Source organism: Streptomyces sp. NPDC030893 (genome assembly GCF_055571535.1).
On record NZ_JBVIFC010000001.1, the window covers coordinates 711,349 to 729,342 of the forward strand.

The 17,994-nt window shown below is 72.0% G+C and carries 13 protein-coding genes and 3 pseudogenes; 5 read left to right on the forward strand and 11 right to left on the reverse strand.

The window, feature by feature from the left end:
- Nucleotides 1–100: 100 nt before the first annotated feature.
- The 5 genes from fabF to fasR form a co-directional block, all read right to left on the reverse strand.
- Nucleotides 101–1,372 (reverse strand): beta-ketoacyl-ACP synthase II, encoded by a 1,272-nt coding sequence (fabF, locus tag ACZ434_RS03115; RefSeq protein WP_468451177.1) that lies wholly within the window; start codon nt 1,370–1,372, stop codon nt 101–103.
- A 129-nt stretch (nt 1,373–1,501) separates the two neighbouring features.
- On the reverse strand, nt 1,502–1,759 hold the full coding sequence (locus ACZ434_RS03120; RefSeq protein ID WP_468451179.1) for an acyl carrier protein: 258 nt from the start codon (nt 1,757–1,759) through the stop codon (nt 1,502–1,504).
- An 80-nt stretch (nt 1,760–1,839) separates the two neighbouring features.
- On the reverse strand, nt 1,840–2,841 hold the full coding sequence (locus ACZ434_RS03125; RefSeq protein WP_468451181.1) for a beta-ketoacyl-ACP synthase 3: 1,002 nt from the start codon (nt 2,839–2,841) through the stop codon (nt 1,840–1,842).
- A gap of 22 nt (nt 2,842–2,863) precedes the next feature.
- Nucleotides 2,864–3,778 (reverse strand): ACP S-malonyltransferase, encoded by a 915-nt coding sequence (locus ACZ434_RS03130; RefSeq protein ID WP_468451183.1) that lies wholly within the window; start codon nt 3,776–3,778, stop codon nt 2,864–2,866.
- An 89-nt stretch (nt 3,779–3,867) separates the two neighbouring features.
- A complete protein-coding gene (gene fasR, locus ACZ434_RS03135; protein ID WP_468451185.1) occupies nt 3,868–5,073 on the reverse strand; it encodes a fatty acid biosynthesis transcriptional regulator FasR in 1,206 nt (401 codons plus the stop codon).
- 62 nt (nt 5,074–5,135) lie between these two features.
- Here fasR and ACZ434_RS03140 point away from each other — a divergent pair, with 62 nt between their 5' ends.
- The 4 genes and pseudogenes from ACZ434_RS03140 to ACZ434_RS03155 all read left to right on the forward strand — a co-directional run.
- Nucleotides 5,136–5,795 carry a pirin family protein gene (locus ACZ434_RS03140; RefSeq protein WP_468451793.1) on the forward strand — a complete coding sequence of 220 codons (660 nt, stop codon included), beginning with the start codon at nt 5,136–5,138 and terminating at the stop codon, nt 5,793–5,795.
- Between the two features lie 239 nt (nt 5,796–6,034).
- Nucleotides 6,035–6,793: pseudogene (locus ACZ434_RS03145) on the forward strand (transposase); the annotation flags it as partial.
- 113 nt (nt 6,794–6,906) lie between these two features.
- A complete protein-coding gene (locus ACZ434_RS03150; RefSeq protein ID WP_468451187.1) occupies nt 6,907–7,536 on the forward strand; it encodes a class I SAM-dependent methyltransferase in 630 nt (209 codons plus the stop codon).
- A 212-nt stretch (nt 7,537–7,748) separates the two neighbouring features.
- Nucleotides 7,749–7,972, forward strand: a pseudogene (locus tag ACZ434_RS03155) (NF041680 family putative transposase); the annotation flags it as partial.
- Between the two features lie 285 nt (nt 7,973–8,257).
- Here ACZ434_RS03155 and ACZ434_RS03160 read toward each other — a convergent pair.
- Entirely contained in the window at nt 8,258–8,527 is a 270-nt protein-coding gene (locus ACZ434_RS03160; RefSeq protein ID WP_468451189.1) for a DUF397 domain-containing protein, read from the reverse strand.
- Nucleotides 8,487–9,335, reverse strand: a pseudogene (locus ACZ434_RS03165) (helix-turn-helix domain-containing protein). Before ACZ434_RS03165 ends, ACZ434_RS03160 begins: the two are co-directional and overlap by 41 nt.
- 215 nt (nt 9,336–9,550) lie before the next feature.
- On the opposite strand from ACZ434_RS03165, the gene ACZ434_RS03170 reads away from it, so the two are divergent.
- Nucleotides 9,551–9,919, forward strand: coding sequence for an ATP-binding protein (locus ACZ434_RS03170; protein WP_468451795.1), 369 nt, complete (start codon nt 9,551–9,553; stop codon nt 9,917–9,919).
- Here ACZ434_RS03170 and ACZ434_RS03175 read toward each other — a convergent pair.
- The 4 genes from ACZ434_RS03175 to ACZ434_RS03190 form a co-directional block, all read right to left on the reverse strand.
- Nucleotides 9,894–11,468, reverse strand: a complete 1,575-nt coding sequence (locus tag ACZ434_RS03175) for a S8 family peptidase (RefSeq protein ID WP_468451191.1) — start codon at nt 11,466–11,468, stop codon at nt 9,894–9,896. The genes ACZ434_RS03170 and ACZ434_RS03175 overlap by 26 nt on opposite strands.
- Nucleotides 11,469–11,768: 300 nt before the next feature.
- A complete protein-coding gene (locus tag ACZ434_RS03180; RefSeq protein ID WP_468451193.1) occupies nt 11,769–15,095 on the reverse strand; it encodes a hypothetical protein in 3,327 nt (1,108 codons plus the stop codon).
- A gap of 2 nt (nt 15,096–15,097) precedes the next feature.
- On the reverse strand, nt 15,098–16,942 hold the full coding sequence (locus ACZ434_RS03185) for an HSP90 family protein (protein WP_468451195.1): 1,845 nt from the start codon (nt 16,940–16,942) through the stop codon (nt 15,098–15,100).
- 42 nt (nt 16,943–16,984) lie between these two features.
- Nucleotides 16,985–17,980 (reverse strand): hypothetical protein, encoded by a 996-nt coding sequence (locus tag ACZ434_RS03190; RefSeq protein ID WP_468451197.1) that lies wholly within the window; start codon nt 17,978–17,980, stop codon nt 16,985–16,987.
- Nucleotides 17,981–17,994 lie beyond the last annotated feature (14 nt).

Sequence of the window (17,994 nt, forward strand, 5' to 3'; positions counted from 1 at the left end):
AGAAACCCGCGAGCCCCCCACACCCCCCTCACCGCCCCACAGCACAGCAAAGGACCCCCACCCCCGCGAGGGTGAAGGCCCTTCACACAGCCGACGCAGGTCACACGGTCCGGAACGCCAGCACCACGTTGTGCCCCCCGAACCCGAACGAGTCGTTCAGCGCGGCAATCCGCCCGTCCACGGGCAGCTTCCGCGCCTCCCCCCGCACCACATCCGCGTTCGCCTCGGCCTCGGGATCGAGGTTCTCGACGTTGATCGTCGGCGGAGCCACCCGGTGGTACAGCGCCAGCACCGTCGCCACCGACTCCACACCCCCCGCACCCCCGAGCAGGTGCCCGGTCATCGACTTGGTCGCGGAGACCGCCATGTGGTCGGTGTCGTCCCCGAACACCTTCCGCAGCGCCTTCAGTTCGGCGATGTCACCCGCCGGCGTCGACGTCGCGTGCGCGTTCACGTGCACGATCTCCGCCGGGTCCAGGTCCGTCCGGTCCAGCAGGTTCTGCAGGGCGTGCGAGATGCCCCGCCCCTCCGGCTCCGGCTGCACGATGTCGTGGGAGTCGGCCGAGATGCCCTGACCGACCGCCTCCGCGTACACGCGGGCACCGCGCGCGGCGGCGTGCTCGGCGGACTCCAGGACGATCACGCCCGCGCCCTCGCCCATGACGAAGCCGTCCCGGCCTGCGTCGTAGGGACGCGAGGCGCCCTCGGGGTCGTCGTTGTTCTTCGACATCGCCATCATGTTGCCGAACGCGGCGATCGGCAGCGGGTGGATCGCCGCCTCCGTGCCGCCCGCGACGACGACGTCGGCGCGGCCGGTGCGGATCATCTCGATGGCGTAGCCGATGGCCTCGGCGCCGGACGCGCACGCGGAGACCGGGGTGTGGACTCCGGCGCGGGCGCCGACCGCGAGACCCACGTTCGCGGACGGGCCGTTGGGCATCAGCATGGGGACGGTGTGCGGGGAGACGCGGCGTACGCCCTTCTCCTTCAGCACGTCGTGCTGGTCCAGCAGGGTCGTCACGCCGCCGATGCCGGAGGCGATGACCGCGCCGAGCCGGTCGGGGTCGACGTTCGGGTCCTCACCGGCCTTGGCTTCGAAACCGGCGTCGGCCCATGCCTCCTTGGCCGCGATCAGCGCGAACTGCGCCGAGCGGTCCAGGCGGCGGGCCTGCGGCCGGGGGATGACCTCGGTGGGCTCCACGGCCACCCGGGCCGCGATGCGGACCGCCTGCTCGGCGGCCCACTCCTCCGTGAGGGCCTTGACGCCGGAACGTCCGGCGACCAGTCCCTCCCAGGTCGAGGCTGCGTCGCCACCCAGCGGTGTGGTTGCGCCGATACCGGTGACGACCACGGTGCGATTGGTCGGGCTCATCGGAATTCTTTCTCCAACGGATCTACGAGGATTCGTACGGCGCCACCGCCGGGTGGCGGGGCCGGTGCACCCGGCCCCCGGGCCTCCCGTACTGGCGGAAGCGGACGGAAGGCCCGGCAGGGCCCGGACCTACTTGCCCAGGTCCTGGTGCTTGAGGATGTACTCGGTCGCGTCGCCGACCGTCTTGAGGTTCTTGACGTCGTCGTCCGGGATCTTGACCTCGAAGCGCTCTTCGGCGGCGACGACGACCTCGACCATGGACAGCGAGTCGACGTCCAGGTCGTCGGTGAAGGACTTGTCCAGCTGGACGTCCTCAACCGGGATGCCGGCGATCTCGTTCACGATGTCCGCGAGACCGGCGACGATCTCTTCCTGAGTGGCGGCCATGATGGCGCTCCTTCGCTGTGATTCCAGAGGATGTGACGGTGGTGCCTCGCGTACCGGACGGATGATCCGGTACGCAGTGCCTAGGGGAGGGTAACGACCGTAGCGGCGTAGACGAGACCCGCCCCGAAGCCGATGACGAGCGCGGTGTCGCCGCTCTTCGCCTCGCCGGTCGCCAGGAGCCGCTCCATCGCGAGCGGGATCGAGGCGGCCGAGGTGTTGCCGGTGGTGCGGATGTCACGGGCGACCATGACGTGCTCCGGCAGTTTCAGGGTCTTCACCATCGAGTCGATGATCCGCACATTGGCCTGGTGCGGGATGAAGACGTCCAGTTCGTCCGGCGTCAGCCCGGCGGCGTCCAGCGCCTCCTTGGCGACCTTCGCCATCTCGAACACGGCCCAGCGGAACACCGCCTGGCCCTCCTGCGTGATCGCGGGGAACTTCTCGACGGTCCCGTCGCGGTAGTCCGTCCACGGCACGGTCTGCTTGATGGTCTCGGACTTGTCGCCCTCCGAGCCCCACACGGTCGGGCCGATCGCCGGTTCCTGCGACGGGCCGACGACCACGGCGCCCGCGCCGTCGCCGAACAGGAAGGCCGTCGCCCGGTCCTCCAGGTCGGTCAGGTCGCTCAGCCGCTCCACGCCGATGACGAGCACGTACTCGGCGGAACCTTCCACCACCATGCCCTTGGCCAGCGTCAGCCCGTAGCCGAAGCCCGCGCAGCCGGCCGAGATGTCGAAGGCGGCGGCCTTGTCCGTGCCGAGCTTGTCGGCGATCTCGGTGGCGACGGCCGGGGTCTGGCTGAAGTGCGACACGGTCGACACGACGACGGCGCCGATCTGCGCGGCGTCGATCCCGGCGTCCGCGATCGCCTTGCCGGACGCCTCGACCGACATCGCCGCGACGGTCTCCTCGGGGGAGGCCCAGTGCCGGGTCTCGATACCGGAGCGCGAACGGATCCACTCGTCGGACGAGTCGATCGTCTCCAGGATCACCTCGTTCGGCACGACCCGGGTGGGACGGTAGCCGCCCACGCCGAGGATGCGCGCGTACGGGGCGCCCTTGCTGGGCTTGATCTTCGCCATGCGGGTCGGCTCCTTAAGGCGATCAGGCGGTGTGCTCGGCGACGAGCTCGCGGGCCGCGTCGAGGTCGGCGGGGGTCTTCAGGGCCAGCGTCTTCACGCCGGGCAGGGCGCGCTTGGCGAGGCCGGTCAGGGTGCCGCCGGGGCAGACCTCCAGGAGGGCGGTGACGCCGAGCTCCTTGAAGGTCTCCATGCACAGGTCCCAGCGGACCGGGTTGGCGACCTGGCCGACCAGCCGCTCCAGCACCTCGGCGCCGGAGGCGACCGCCCTGCCGTCCCGGTTCGACACGTAGGTGAGCTTCGGGTCGCCGGGCGTCAGGGCCTCGGCGGCCTTCGCCAGCGCGTCGACCGCGGGGCCCATGTGGTGGGTGTGGAAGGCACCGGCCACCTTGAGCGCGACGACCTTGCGCACGCCCTCGGGCTTGTCCGCCTCCAGCGCGGCGAGCTGTTCCAACGTGCCGGCCGCGACGATCTGGCCCGCGCCGTTGATGTTCGCCGGGGTCAGGCCCAGCTTCTCCAGGTGCGCCACGGTCACCTCGGGGTCGCCGCCGAGCAGCGCCGCCATGCCGGTCTCGGTGATCGCGGCGGCGTCGGCCATGGCCAGACCCCGCTTGCGGACCAGGGAGAGCGCGGCGGTGTCGTCGAGGACACCCGCGAAGGCGGCGGCGGTGATCTCACCGACGCTGTGACCGGCGACGGCACCGGGTGCCACATCGCCGAGGGCGGAGGCGGACAGCAGCCCCGCCGCGACCAGCAGCGGCTGGGCGACGGCCGTGTCACGGATCTCGTCCGCGTCCGCCTTGGTTCCGTAGTGGACGAGGTCGAGTCCGATGGCGTCGGACCACGCGGCGACGCGGTCCGCGGCACCGGGGAGTTCGAGCCATTCAGTCAGGAAGCCGGGCGTCTGGGCGCCCTGGCCGGGAGCGACGAGTACGAGCACTCTCACACTCTCTCTTGGGGACGGCCAAGGCCGCCCGTGAGGACAGGGACGAAGAACAGCAGGGGGTTTTGTGGGGCCCCCACAAAAGACTAGGGCTGAAGATCGCCATCGACCAGACGCCCCAGAATCAGCGCGATCCGCAGCGTGAACGCAGAGCGTACATCGGAGGGTGACCATCCGGTGACGTCTGTCACACGTCGAAGCCGGTAACGAACGGTGTTGGGGTGAACGAACAGCATGCGCGCCGCGCCCTCGAGACTGCTCGCCTGCTCGAGATACACGCTCAGCGTCTCCAGCAGCGCGGCCCCGGCCTCCTCCAACGGTCTGTAGATCTCCTCCACCAACTGCTCGCGCGCCGACGGGTCTCCGGCGATCGCCCGCTCCGGGAGCAGATCGTCCGCCAGCACCGGGCGCGGGGCGTCCTGCCAGGCGGAACACGCCTTGAGGCCCGCCGCGGCGGCCTGCGCGGACCGGGTCGCGGCCAGCAGGTCCGGCACCACGGGACCCGCCACGACCGGACCCGCCGCATACGGCCCGATCAGCGACTTGGCCACGGCCAGCGGACTGTCGCTGCCGCCCGCGATCACCACGAGCCGGTCCCCGAGCACCCCGGTGAGCACCTGCAGCTTGGCGTGCCGGGCGGCGCGCCGGATGGCCTCCACGGTCAGCTCGGAATCCCCGTCGGGCGCGGTACCGAGCACCACGCACACGTGCTCGGGCGAGTTCCACCCCAGCGCGGCGGCCCGGGACACGGCCCCCTCGTCGGCCTCCCCGCTCAGCACGGCGTTCACCACCAGCGACTCCAGCCGCGCGTCCCAGGCACCCCGTGCCTCGGCGGCCTGCGCGTACACCTGGGCGGTGGCGAAGGCGATCTCCCGCGCGTACACCAGGAGCGCCTCGCGCAGTACGTTCTCGTCGCCGGGTGCCGCCACCTCGTCGATGGCCGACTCCATGACCTCGATGGTGGTGCGCACCATCTCCACGGTCTGGCGCAGGGTGATCGCCCGGGTCAGCTCGCGCGGCGCGGTGCCGAACACGTCGGTGGAGATGGCCTGCGGGGCGTCGGGACGCCGGAACCACTCGGTGAACGCGGCGATGCCCGCCTGGGCGACCAGACCGATCCAGGAACGGTTCTCCGGGGGCATGGCCCGGTACCAGGACAGCGTCTCGTCCATCCGCGCGATCGCCTGCGCGGCGAGACTCCCGGACGACTTCTCCAGCCGCTTCAGCGTCGCGGCATGCGGGTGGGCGGGGCGTGCTGCGGCTTCGTTGGTACTGGTTTCGGGTTCGGGCACGGGGACAAGACTGCCTTATCGGGACTGTCGCGCGTGTCGCAGGGCCTACGGTGGACCGTGTGATGGACGTACGGCGCGCGCACGAGCGCTACCAGGGCGGCGACCCGGCGGCCGGGATCGACACCCGCCACGCCTTCTCCTTCGGCCCCCACTACGACCCCGACAACCTCCGCTTCGGCGCGGTGATCGCCTGCAACGAGGAGCGCCTGGCCCCCGGCGCCGGCTTCGAGGAGCACCCGCACAGCCACACCGAGATCGTGACGTGGGTGGTGGAGGGCGAGCTGACCCACCGCGACTCCACGGGCGAGGAGACGGTGATCCGCCCCGGCGACGTCCAGCGCCTCAGCTCCGGCTCCGGAGTCCGCCACGTGGAACGCAACGCCGGTCCCGCCCCCCTCACCTTCCTCCAGATGTGGCTCGCCCCCCTGACCCCCGGCGGCGCCCCGCGCTACGAGGTGGTCCGCGGCATAGCCGACTCCACCCCGTACGCCCTCCCGGAGGCGGCCGCGATGCTCCACGTCCGCCGGCTGACGACGGGGGAACGGACGGCGGTCCCGGACGCCGCCCACGTATACGTCCACGTCGTCCGAGGCGAAGTGACACTGGACGGCGAGCACCTGACCCCGGGCGACGCGGCCCGCCTCACGGACGCGAAGGACGTCGAGGCGGCCGCCGCGAGCCCGACGGCGGAGCTGCTGCTGTGGGAGATGCGGGGCGCATGACGCACAGAACTCAAGGAAGACTCTGGTTTCGTGCGGATGCCCCGCGTGGAACTGAAGTAATCGTTGAGTTCGGCGACCCATCCAAGGTGGTCGTGTGCTCAACTTGTCTTTTAACGTCCAGCGTCGAACGCGGCTCGGACTGGATCAGCGTTTTCGCAGTTCGGCGGAGGTGCAGGGGCCTTCGTCTGATCCTGTGCTCCGTCACAGAGTGGATCAGCGCGAAGGCCGTGGTCGCGAGTTTGGTGCATCAGGGCGTCCTGCGGGATGCGGTCGCGGAAGTGTCACACTTCCGGTCGGAGCCGTACGCGTGTCAGACAGCGCGGGGCGACGCATTGTTCGAGTTGCGCGACGCGCTGCTGTGCACGGACGGGCCGGTGCGGACGCTGGTTGATCTCGCGCTCGCGCCCGAACACCGCCGTGGGCACGGGGCTCTGTACGGCGGACTCAACCAGGGGCGGATCGCTGTCGCACGGCTGCGTCGTGCCCTGGCCGGGGTGCCGCTACCGAGGGCGGCGGACGGTCGACTGGTCCTGGCCGTGGCCATCTCGCCGTGGCTGCGGCCGGACGCCAACACATACGCTCACCGGGCCTTTGCCACACCTTCGGCCGGGGCGAAGGCAAGCACCAGATGGTGCCTGGCTGGCCGTACCTGGTGGTGGCCGCGCTGGAGACCGGCCGCACGGCTGGACGGCGGTGCTGGACGCGGTTCGCCTGGAGTCCGGCGCCGGCGTCGCCGCGGTGACCACGGTGCAGATCCGTGGGGTCGTCGAGCGGCTGGTCGCCGCCGGCCAGTGGCGGCCGGGTGATCCCGAGGTCTTGATCGTGTTGGACGCGGGATACGACGCCCCGCGCATCGCCCACCTGCTGGGTGACCAGCCCGTCGAGATCCTCGGTCGGCTCCGTTCAGATCGGGTGATGCGGCGTCCGACACCCTCCCGCGAAAGTTCCACCTGGCCAACCCCAACGGCGGCCGACCGCCCAAGCACGGCGGCGAGTTCTTCTCTGAACTAACGAGAGCGTCCCGTGATCAGGTGACGGGACGCTCAGTCCCGAGGGAACCGGTGCGGGCCGGAGAACGGCTACGAACGGCGCGGGTGTTAGTTTCCTTCCCGTGTTAGGACACCAGGACGAGACGAGGGCGGCCTACGACGACGTCGTCGATCTGTACGCGTCGATGTTCGCCAACGGGCTGGAGACGCACCCGTTCGCGCGGAACATGATCGGCACTTTCGCCGAGCTCGTGCGTGGCACGGGGAACCTGCGGGTAGCCGACGTCGGGTGCGGCCCCGGTCATGTGACGGCGATGCTGCATGGCTTGGGGCTGGACGCCTTCGGGCTCGACCTCTCCCCAGCCATGGTCGCCCACGCCCGGCGGGCCCATCCGGCGCTGCGGTTCGACGAAGCGCGGATGGAGGCCCTGCCGGTCGAGGACGGTGCGCTGGGCGGAGTGCTGTCCCACTACTCGGTGATCCATACCCCACCTGGAGAATTGCCCGCGCTGCTCGCCGAGCAAGTGCGTGCCCTGGCACCAGGGGGCCTGCTCTTGGTGTCCTTCTTCGGGACCGAGGGACCGGAGCCGGTTCGCTTCGACCACAAGGTGACGCCCGCCTATAGCTGGCCGGCGGAGCAGTTTGCCGAGTTGCTGGCCGGGGCCGGTCTCGTCACATTTGCTCGGTTGCTCCACGACCCAGCGTCCGAGCGGGGTTTCCTCGACACTCATTTGCTGGCCCGCCGTCCGTAGAGCGAGGGTCGTGGCCTGGGCCCGGGGGGTGTAGATCATCCGCGTGAATGAGGCTCGGCTACTGCAACTCCCTCTCGGGATCACGTCCAAGCATCCACGGAAGCTAGCAGAAAGACCGCCTGACCTGCGAAAATGATCGAGTTAGTTCAGTCAACGGTTCGTCTCCGGCGACTCCACCACGTGGGGCGTCGAGCAGGCCGTGACGGTCACGGACACAGCCCCGGCTCCCCAGCTCGGAAGCGGCCGATCGATGGACCTGGCTCGTGATCGCCGCCCATGCCCAGCTCCGGCTCGCCCGACCGCTGGCCGCCGGCCCTGGGAGAAGCCGACGGAGCCGAACAAGCTGACACCCGCCCGCGTCCGCAGAGGGTTCAGAAACCTGCGCACGAAGACCGGCTCACCGGCCGGCGCACCGAAACCCTCCCGTGCCGGGCCGGTCGAGCGGGACGACGAGGCGGTCGCGCTGTGGTCGTAACAGGGAGGTGGAGCTGAGGGCAGCCTGGTCCGGGTGATGCCGGGGAGGGCGGGAGCGGCCCTGACAAGGCCGGGACGTGCCAGTACTGCCAGATGGTGCGGGTCCGCCGAGCGGGATGTCCTTCGTCGTGCACGGCCGGTGCCTGGCTGGGGATAGGCGCATAGACCGTCGAACGGTCCGGGTGGGGCGGAGCCGCCGTAGTACTCCGAGCCGGGGAGAGCCCGCGCGCATGGGGAAGGGCGGCATCTAACGCAGACCGGCGACGAATGCCTGCCAGGCTCCGGCGCCGATGGTGACGACCGGGCCGGAGGGGTTCTTGCTGTCGCGGACGGGGACGGTTCCGGTGACGCAGGTGGGGGCGACCTCGACGCAGTCACCACCGGTGTTTCCGCTGTACGAGGAGGTGCGCCAAGCGGCGCCGTCAGTGACGGTGCATTCGACGCATTCGCCGCCTGTGCTTCCGCTGTAGCTGGACTTACGCCACTGCGGGTTCCTCGGGCTGGGACCGGTCTCCATAGCGCTCCTCCATCACTCGCGCGATCAGCACCGCCGAGTCCTCCACGGAGAGGGCCGCGGCCTGCAGGCGAGCGTAGCGGAGGGAAGCCTCCCTGAGCGTCTCGGGATTGGCTGTCATATGGCCGGAGATGAGGTCCTCGGTGTAGATGATGTCCGGATCGTCGTCAAAGCGCATCACGGTGAAAGCCCCGTCGATACCTACATGTTCACCCGCCGAGTTCGGGAGGACCTGTACGTGCACCCATCAGTGACGCGTGAACTCCAACAGGTGGGCGAGTTGGCGCCGCATGACCTCGTGACCGCCGATCGGTCGGAGCAACACCGCCTCGTCCACGATCGCCCAGGTGAGCGGTGGTTGATCCCGTTCCAGGATGCGCTGGCGCTCCATGCGGGCCGCCACCAAGCCGTCCAGGTCGTCCGGCATTCCGGTGGCGAGCACGGCCCGCGCGTACTCCTTCGTCTGCAACAGTCCGTACACGAGCTGCGCTTGGTACGTGGAGAGGTAAGTAGCCCGCGCTTCCATCTCCGCGTGCGGCTGGAACCAGTTCGGGAGTTGGCTGCGCAGCACGAGGCCGATCAGGCGGGAGAAGAGGCCGTCCGTGCCGAGGGCCGCGTCCACGCGTTCGGAGAAGTCGCGGGTCGGGACCTTCTTCGTGGTTTCGATCTGGCCGATCAACGAGCCCGTGCAGAAGATGATCTCGCCGAGCTGACCCTGCTTGAGGCCGTGCGCCTCGCGTTGGCGGCGGAGTTCCCAGCCGTAGTAGTCGAGCGGGGACGCGGTGGGGTCGAGCGACTGGATGTTGACCACGGTGGCACCTCACTTCAACGCCGCGCGGCGTCCGTTTCGTCCCGTAGCCGAGCGTATGCGTAGCGTCGTTGCATGGTGATGTGAATCAGGCAATTGGTCCGCGGTCGGCGGACACTCTCAGTGAGTACCACGCCGAGTTCGCCGTGGGAGAGCACTCGGCCCGGCATCTGCGGCGCATCCTGCGGCTGCATCTCGTCGGGGCGGGGCTGGCCGGTGTGAGTGATGCGGCCGAGCTGGCGCTGACCGAGGTGGTGGCGAATGTCGTACGGCATGTGCCTGGCCGGCGGTGTCGGATCTGCTTCCTGCTCCGGCCGGGTGGTGTGCGGGTGGAGGTCGCCGACGAGTGTCCGCGGCTGCCCGTGCGGGGTGGGGGTGAGGGGCTTGAGGAGGAAGGCGGGCGCGGGATGGTGATCGTGGACGCGGTCACCGAGCGGTGGGGGTTGAGGTGCGGCCTGGTGGGCGGGGAAAGACCGTGTGGTTCGAGTGCGGGGACGGTGGATGACAGGGCTCCGCCCCGGCGCCGTGGGGTCGCGTCGGGGCGGAGGGGGAGCAGGGGGGTCAGAAGGTCAGGCCCCAGCTGTTGATGTAGCCGGTGTCGCCGGAGTAGACGTCCGTGACGCGGAGCTTCCACGTGCCGTTGGCCGTCTCCGAGGAGGCGTTCACGGTGTAGGTGGTGTTGATGTTGTCCGTGGAGCCGCCGGTGCCGGACTGCTTGAGGGTGTAGAGCGAGCCGTCGGGGGCGACCAGCTGGACCCTCAGGTCGCCTATGTAGGTGTGGACGATGTTCACCGGGACCTGGAGGGCCGAGGGCGCGTTGCCGGAGACGCCGGTGACGGTGATCGGGGACTCGACGGTCGACCGGTCGTTGATCCGGTAGTCCGTGGCGTTGGTGAAGGTCTTGCCGGGCGGCGGGGTGGTGCCGCCGTTGTCGCCGACGTTCAGCAGGCGGTTGGGGGAGCCGGTGCCCGGGTTGGTGACGACGCCCGGGGTGGAGCTCGCGATCAGCGCGGAGGCGACCTGCGACGGGGTGGCCGAGGGGTTGTCCGCGAGGTACAGCGCCGCGGCGCCCGCGACGTGCGGGGCGGCCATCGAGGTGCCGGAGATGGTGTTGGTGGCGCTGTCGCCGGTGTGCCAGCCGGAGGTGATGGACGAGCCCGGGGCGAAGATGTCCAGGTTCGAGCCGTAGTTGGAGTAGCTGGCGCGGGCGTCCGTGCTGGTGGTGGCGCCGACGGTGATCGCCTCGGAGACGCGGGCCGGTGAACCGGTCGCCGTGGTCGACTCGTTGCCCGCTGCCACGGTGAAGGTGACGCCGGCGGCGATGGCGTTGCGCACCGCGTTGTCGAGGGTGGTGCTGGCGCCGCCGCCGAGCGACATGTTGGCGACGGCCGGGAGGACCGCGTTGTCGGCGACCCAGTCGACGCCCTCGATGACGCCGGCGGTGGTGCCGGAGCCGTTGTTGTCGAGGACGCGGACGCCGACGATGTCCGCCTTCTTGGCGACGCCGTAGGCGCTGCCGGCGACCGTGCCGGCGACGTGGGTGCCGTGGCCGTTGCCGTCCTGGGCGACGTTGTCGCCGTCGACTGCGTCGTAGCCGTTGCGGGCGCGCCCGCCGAAGTCGCTGTGGGAGATGCGCACACCGGTGTCGATGATGTACGCGGTGACGCCCTGACCGGCCGTGTCGTCGTACGTGTACGAGTTGCTCAGCGGCAGCGCGGTCTGGTCGATGCGGTCCAGGCCCCAGGACGGCGGGTTGGTCTGCGTCGCCTGCGTGGTGAAGGTGCGGTTCTGCTCGACCAGCGCGACCGACGGGTCGGCGGCCAGCCGGGCGGCCTCGGCCTCGCTGGCCTCGACGGTGTAGCCGTTGAGGGCCTCGCGGAAGGTGTGCTCGACCTCGGCGCCGTGCTTCTCGGCGACACCCTTGCCCTTGGTGGAGGCGGCCTCGGTGCCCGGCTTGAGGGTGACGATGTAACTGTCCGCCACCGCGTTCGGCGCGTCCGCGTAGGCGATCGGCCCGGTCGCGGGGTCGGCGGCGTGCGCGGGGAGAGCGGTGAAGAGACCGCCGGTGAGAGCGGCCGTGGCGAGCGTGCAGATCCCGACGACCGTTCTCCGCTTGGCGTTTCGCTTCGCTGCCATCTGAGGGTTCCTCCTCGACAGGTGGGGAGTGTGGGGGACAGGCGAGTGTCAGGTGCATGCCAAACACGGATGCTGTGGCCGCGCTCGCACGCCCCTGTCGCCAGCCGAAAGATTGAATGGTCTACGCGGATTGCACAAGAGGGTCTGCCGCGGCTTAACCTCCAGGCCACACGGTGGAAATGACACATGCTCATCAAACGGCACAGATACGCTGGGTAAACGAGATCACTGTCACAGTGATCCCACGCCCCGTGCCCGGTGCCGGGGCTGTTCCTCGCCCCGGCACCGGGCACCGCCGGATCACTCCTCGTCGCGCAGCCGCGCCGCCAGGGCGGTCAGGGCTTCGGCCTCGTCGGTGTGGCCGAGCGCGGTCAGGCGGGTCACCGCCGCGTCCACACGGGTGAGGGCGGGGGCGGGGCGCTCCAGGTAGATCCCCTCCACCGCGCCCGCGAGGCGTACGCACTCGGCCCACTCCCCGGCCTGGCCGGGCTCCGCACCCGGGTCGCCGAGCAGCGCGAGGGCCTTGTCCAGCGCGGCCAGGGCGTCCTCGTACGCGCCGCAGTACGCGTTGACCCTGCCGTGCTCGTAGGCCAGGGCGGCGTCCAGCGGGCGGCCGTGCGCCTCGTACCCGGCGGCGCGGGCTTCGTCGGCGACCCGGGCGGCGTCGTCGAGGAAGGCGCGGGCGCCGGGCAGACCGTCGGGGCCCTGCTGCTGCGCCTGGAGGCGGGCCAGTTCGCGCAGGGCGTTGCTGAGGTTCTCGAAGCGCGCGTCGCGGGCGTGGGCGGCGAGGGCCTGGTCCACGGCCTCGCGGGCCCGGTCGAACTCACCGGACTCACCGAGCAGTACGGCCGTCTCCGCGGCGATCATGGCATGGCTGCCGGGGTCGTCGTCCCAGCCGGCCGACTCGGCCGCGAGGGCGACGAACTCCGCGGTGGCCGCCTTGAGGTCCTCCCCGGTGTGCAGCGCGCGGGCGCGGGTCAGGCGCAGCTGGGCGACGAGCCGGTCGTCCAGCTCCTCCGCGGTGACGCCGGGCTCGGCGAGCAGGGAGTCGAGCAGCGCGATGCAGTCCTCGACGCGGCCCAGGTCCAGGCTGAGCCGGGCGGCGTTGCTGTAGGTGCAGTACGCCTCGAACCGTTCGCCGGCCCGCAGGTGCAGCTCCGCCGCGCGCGTCAGGTGCCGCAGCGCCTCGTCGGGGCGGCCCAGGTGCATGCAGGCCTCCGCCAGGTCGCCGTGCAGGCGGCCCGCGTCGACGGTGTCGGCCGGCCACTCGGCCGCCACCCGCAGGCCCTCGCCGAGGTCCGAGTACGCGGCCTGGGCGTCGCCGAGGCCGAGCGCCAGGCGGCCGCGCAGCGCGAGCGCGTGGGGCAGGTACCAGGCCGGTCCGTGGGTCCTCAGCCGGTCGAGGAGCTCGCCGGTGCCGGCGTGCGCGGCGGGCAGGTCGCCGGCCATGGCGTGGGTGGTGGCCCGCAGCAGCAGGGCCCCGGCCGCCTGCCCGGCGATGTCGTGCCGGGTGGCGAAGGCCTCCAGCAGGTCCACCTCGGCGAGCACGGCGGCGACGTGCTCCTCGCTGCGCGACTCCTGCAGACGCAGCCCGAGCGCGGTCGCCCGCGTCCGGAGCAGGCGCGCCTCCTGGTACGGGGCGAGCCCGGACGCCTCCTCGTGCAGCCGGACGAGGGCCGCGTGGGCGGCGGTCAGGGCGACGACCGCGTCCGGGTCCTCGCCGGCGCCCTCGGCCGAGGCGTCGCCGTCACCTGCCCCCTTGCCGGCTCGACCGGCGTCATCCGCGGCAGCCGCGCTACCGGAGGCACCGCCCGCCCCCGCGACGCCCGGCGTGCCCGCCGCACCGGCGGCCCCTGCGGTGTCCGCTGCGTCGGTGCTGCGTGTGGCGTCTCCGGTGCCTGTGGCGCCCGGCGTGCCCGCAGCGCCCTGCGTGCCCGCCGCACTGGTGGCCCCTGTGACGTCCGCCGCGTCGGTGCCGCGTGTGGCGTCCCCGGTGTCCGCGGGGCCCGCCGTGTCTGCCGTGCCCGTGGCCCCTGCGGCGTCCGCCGCGTCCACGGCGCTCGCCGCGGCTGCCGTGCCACCGCCGCCCCCCGGCGCGTCGCTCCCTGACGCCCCGTCCGCCGACGGAACCCGTGCCGTCGCCAGCAGGGCGCCGGCGCGGGCGAGGGTTGCGTGGGGCGGGAGGCCGGCGTCGTCGTACAGGCCCGCGGCCTCCTCGTGGAGGGCGGCGGCGTCGGCGTACTCCTCCTTCTCGCTCGCCCGGCTCGCCTCGTCGGCCAGCAGGTCCGCGTGCAGCCGTACGACCGGGCCCACGGCGGGGTCGTCGGGGTGGGCGTAGTCGCGGGCGGCGACCAGGGTGCGCAGGCGCGCCCAGCAGGCACGCGCGTCCGGGTGGCCCTCCTCGTCCAGCGCCCGGGCGTGGGTGATGAGTTCGGCGACCGACTCCGGCAGGGCGGCGGCCGGTGCGGACGCGGACGCGGCGGCCGGCGCGGCGGCCGGGGTCACGTCGTCCAGGCTGCGGCTGCGCAGGGTCAGCTCCAGGGTGTCCAGGAGCGGGGCGCGGTCCAGCCGGGCGCGGCGGCGGTCGGCGTGGGCGGTGGTGCCGTTGCGGGCGTCGAAGCGGGCGGCGAGGTCGTCGGCGCGCCCCCGCACCTCGGCGCGCAGCGCGCTCACCGTCCAGGCGCGGCCGGTGAACCCGGCGGCGGGCAGCTCACCGTGCCCGAGCGACTCGACACGCTGCAGGAGGACCTCCGTACCGGTGAGGAAGTCGAGCAGCTCGCGCGGCGATTCCACCTCGTCGAACAGCGTCCGGTTCTCGGCGAGCAGTTCCAGGCCCCGCGCCTCGTTGCCGGTCAGCGCGCAGAACTCCAGGTGCCGGCCGACCTCCCCGGCCATCGAGGGGTTGCGGCGGCAGGCGCGGTAGCCGGTGAGGTGCAGCGCGCGCGCCTCCTCGGTCCGGCCCGCGCGCAGCACCGGCAGCAGCGCGTACGACATGGAGCGGGCCGGCTCCTCCTGGCAGGACTCCTTCCCCGCCAGGACCGGCTCCCAGGCGCGCAGCGCCCGCTCGTCGTCGCCCGCCGCCAGGTGGTACAGGGCGCGCTCGCAGATCTCGCAGGCCTCGCAGTCGCTGAGCCGGGTGCGGGTGCGGCCCGCCCACAACTCGTAGGCGAGGGCGGTGTCCTCGCCCACGTGGGCGGCGAGCTGGTAGGCCTGCCCGTAGTAGGGCTGGAGCTCCAGGCCCGCCTTCTCGTACCGGTCGCGCATCTCCGTCAGCCACTGGCGCAGACTGGCCAGCGGTATCTCCGGCAGGGCGCGCAGGGCGTTGGCCACCCACTTGAAGCGCCAGAACAGCATGTGGCGCAGCCGAGGGTCGAAGGCGTCGGGCTGCTCGTCGAACAGGGTGAGCAGCCGGGCGAAGACGACCGGCGACTTCCGCGGCTCGGAGCCGTAGGTGTAGGCCTCCTGGAGTTCGAGGAGGGCGTGGATGAGCGGCACGGGCTCGTCGAACTGCTCGGCCGCCTCGACGAGTTCCTCGGCGGTGACGGTGCGGGTACGGCCGTAGGGGCGCTCGTCGTTCTCCTGGAGCGCCAGGTACAGCTCGTCGGTCGTCTGGGGTGCGGTGGGCATCGTCAGCTGTCCTTGCGGAGGGCGTGGGCGAGAAGGTCGAGGAAGGAGCGGTTGATGAGACTCGACTCGGCGGGCCGCAGCGGTCGCCGGGACAGTAGCGCGGCCTGCCCGTAGAGGGCCTCGGCGCTGGTGCGGGCCAGTTCGGGCTCATCGATGGCGACGGCGGTGCGCACCAGCGGGTTGAGCTGGTTCAGGATGAGCTGGGCGCGCGGTGCCTCCTGCCGCAGGGCGCCCAGGATGTCGCCCCAGACGCCGCCCTCCTGCTCACGGGCGAGCTGGGAGCGGGTGCGTTCGTGCCGGGCCTCGCGGCTGTCGACGAGGAGGGCGGGCGCGGAGGCGGGCTGGAAGGCGCGCAGCGCGACGTCGCAGTCGAAGACGGCGAGGGCGTCGCGGGCCCGGGCGAGATAGGCCGCGGCGGCCAGCTCCGTGTCCCGGTCGACGGGGTCGAGGTGGGCGGTGAGGGTGGCCGGGTCGAGGTCGGCGACGGCCGCCTCGGGCCTGATCTCCGGCAGCCGGTGGACCAGTTGGCGGTCGTAGGTGTAGCCGCCGTTGACGACGCCGAGCCCGGCGGCCGAGGCGATCGCCGCGACCTGCCGGAACTCCTCCACGCTGGAGGTGACCAGCACGGTGCGGTGAGTGCGGGAGAACTCGTCGAGGGTGCAGTGCCCGTCGGTCGTCTCGAACGGCAGCCACGGCAGCAGCATCCGCAGGATCTCGTCGTCGTGCACGGCGAGGGACTTCACGGCCAGGTGATGGGCCTGGAGGAAACGGCCGAGCAGCTCCGGGTCGCTGGCGGCGGCCCGCGCGATCCACGCCCGCAGCCGCTCGGCGAGGGCGTCACGGACCGCGGCGAGGGTGTCGTCCTCGTACAGGGACTCGCGGGAGGCCGTGGGGCGCAGGCTCTCCGCGTCCACGACACAGCGCACGAAGAACGCCCACTCGGGCAGGATCTCCTCGGCCTGCTCGGACAGCAGCATGCCCTTGACGTGCACCCGATGGCCGTGGCGCCGTCCGGCGGGCACCGCCTCGGGCAGGACGCAGGCGATGCCCTTCAGGCCGACGGCCGGCAGGTCCAGCTCGATGGTGTCCAGCGGCGCGAACCCGAACACGTCCTCGCCGAAGGCGGCCAGCGCGCGGGAGCGGGCGCCGGGGGTGGCGTACGTGCGCTCCCAGGGCGCCGCCTCCGGGTTGACCGGGGTGCCGTCGCCCGGGCGGTCGGCGAAGGTCACCGGGTGACGCAGCAGCGAACCGAAGTGCCGGGCCAGCGCCTGGACTTGCGTCGGCCGGGTCCACTCGGCCGCGTCGGTGCGCGGGGTCAGGGTGACGGTGGTCCCGGGGCGGGGGCGGGCCGAGGCGGGCAGGGTGCGGACGCTGTAGCTGCCGTCGCCGCGCCCCCGCCACTCCACGGCGGGCGCGTCGGGCGTACGGGCGGAGCGGCTGACGACGTGGATCTCGTCCGCGACCAGGAAGCAGGAGAGCAGTCCGATGCCGAACTGGCCGATGAAGTCGCCGCGTTGCTCGGCGATCTTCTCGGCGCGCTTGCTGCTGCGGCCGATCGTGGCGAGGAAACGGTGGACGTCGGCCTCGGTGAGACCGACGCCGTCGTCCTCGACGCGGACCACGGAGCCGTCGGCGTACAGGCGGATGCCGAACGACCCGGCCGGGGCGGCCGGTTCGAGGGTGTGCCGGGCGGTCAGCGCGTCCACCGCGTTCTGCAGGAGTTCACGCAGGTAGACGCGGGGGCTGGAGTAGAGGTGGTGGGAGAGGAGATCGACGAGGCCGCGCAGGTCCACCTGGAAGGTGCGGTCGGCGCCGGCCCGGTCCGGGGCGGTGTCGGGCAGAGTCATGGGGCAGTCCGGGGTGAGGGGTTCGGAGGAGAGGGTGCGGGCTCAGGCGCGGCGGCTGCGGCGGGCGAACTGCTTCTCGGGCTCCGCGAAGAACGTCCAGGGCCACTCGGTGTAGGCGCCGTCCAGCTCGTGGAACACACGCCGGCAGACGATGCTCTCGGAGGCGAGCGAGAGGGCCATGGCGAAGATGTTGAAGTCGTGCTGCCAGCCCGGGAGCCGCTCGTAGTCCGGATGCAGGATGCTGCGCCGGGCGGCCGCCGCCAACTCCGCGTGGATCGCCGGGGTGTCGAGGCACTCGGAGTCGTCCGACTCCACCCAGTCCTCGATGTGGGCCATGGCGACCGCACAGCCGAGCGGATGACCGTCGGGCGCGCCGGCGAACGCCTCGCGGGCGAACGCCAGGGCCTGACCCTGCTCCCCGCCCCAGCGCGGCTGCAACTGCGACACCCACTCGAGGTGGCTCGCCGGGTTCAGCGGATCGCGGCGCAGGGCGGCGTCCAGCCGGGTCTCGTTGACGGCGCGGCCCAGCGACATGCCCCGCCCCGAGGTAAGGAGATGGCGCCACGGCGTGACCCACTCCGGCCGCAGCTCGGCGGCCTCGAACAGCTGCTCCTCGGCGATGTGCAGCCGCTCGTGGAACACCCGCCACTGCTCCTGGGTGACGTTCACGGCGCGGGCGCTGGTGCGTGCCTCCCAGCCCCAGCGGATGTGCCGGACGCCGGATATCAGCAGCGCCGTCGCCCGGTGCTCCTTGTCCTCCGCGACGGCACGGCCGATCCACTCCTCCACCCCGTCCAGGTCGGCCAGTTCACCGAGGACGCGGTAGTCGTGGCCGAGGTCGAAGGGGGCCAGCGCCTCCTTCACCGCCTCCCAGTCACCCGCGTCGGCCGCCTCCAGCACCGCCAGGACGCGCGTGTCGCCGAGGGCGCGCAGGGTGTACATCCCGTTCTTCCTGCGCGGGGCCGGAAGGGCGTACGGATTCCCCGGCCCCGGACCCGCCGGTCTCTCCTCGCCCCTGCCGAACAGCCTTCCGAACATTCGCGCCCTCCCTG

Excerpts from the sequence above, each read along its gene's own strand:
- fabF (WP_468451177.1), bottom strand. The coding sequence starts at position 1,372 with ATGAGCCCGACCAATCGCACCGTGGTCGTCACCGGTATCGGCGCAACC.
- ACZ434_RS03120 (WP_468451179.1), bottom strand. The coding sequence starts at position 1,759 with ATGGCCGCCACTCAGGAAGAGATCGTCGCCGGTCTCGCGGACATCGTG.
- ACZ434_RS03125 (WP_468451181.1), bottom strand. The coding sequence starts at position 2,841 with ATGGCGAAGATCAAGCCCAGCAAGGGCGCCCCGTACGCGCGCATCCTC.
- ACZ434_RS03140 (WP_468451793.1), top strand. The coding sequence starts at position 5,136 with ATGGACGTACGGCGCGCGCACGAGCGCTACCAGGGCGGCGACCCGGCG.
- ACZ434_RS03160 (WP_468451189.1), bottom strand. The coding sequence starts at position 8,527 with ATGGAGACCGGTCCCAGCCCGAGGAACCCGCAGTGGCGTAAGTCCAGC.
- ACZ434_RS03175 (WP_468451191.1), bottom strand. The coding sequence starts at position 11,468 with ATGGCAGCGAAGCGAAACGCCAAGCGGAGAACGGTCGTCGGGATCTGC.
- ACZ434_RS03180 (WP_468451193.1), bottom strand. The coding sequence starts at position 15,095 with ATGCCCACCGCACCCCAGACGACCGACGAGCTGTACCTGGCGCTCCAG.
- ACZ434_RS03185 (WP_468451195.1), bottom strand. The coding sequence starts at position 16,942 with ATGACTCTGCCCGACACCGCCCCGGACCGGGCCGGCGCCGACCGCACC.
- ACZ434_RS03190 (WP_468451197.1), bottom strand. The coding sequence starts at position 17,980 with ATGTTCGGAAGGCTGTTCGGCAGGGGCGAGGAGAGACCGGCGGGTCCG.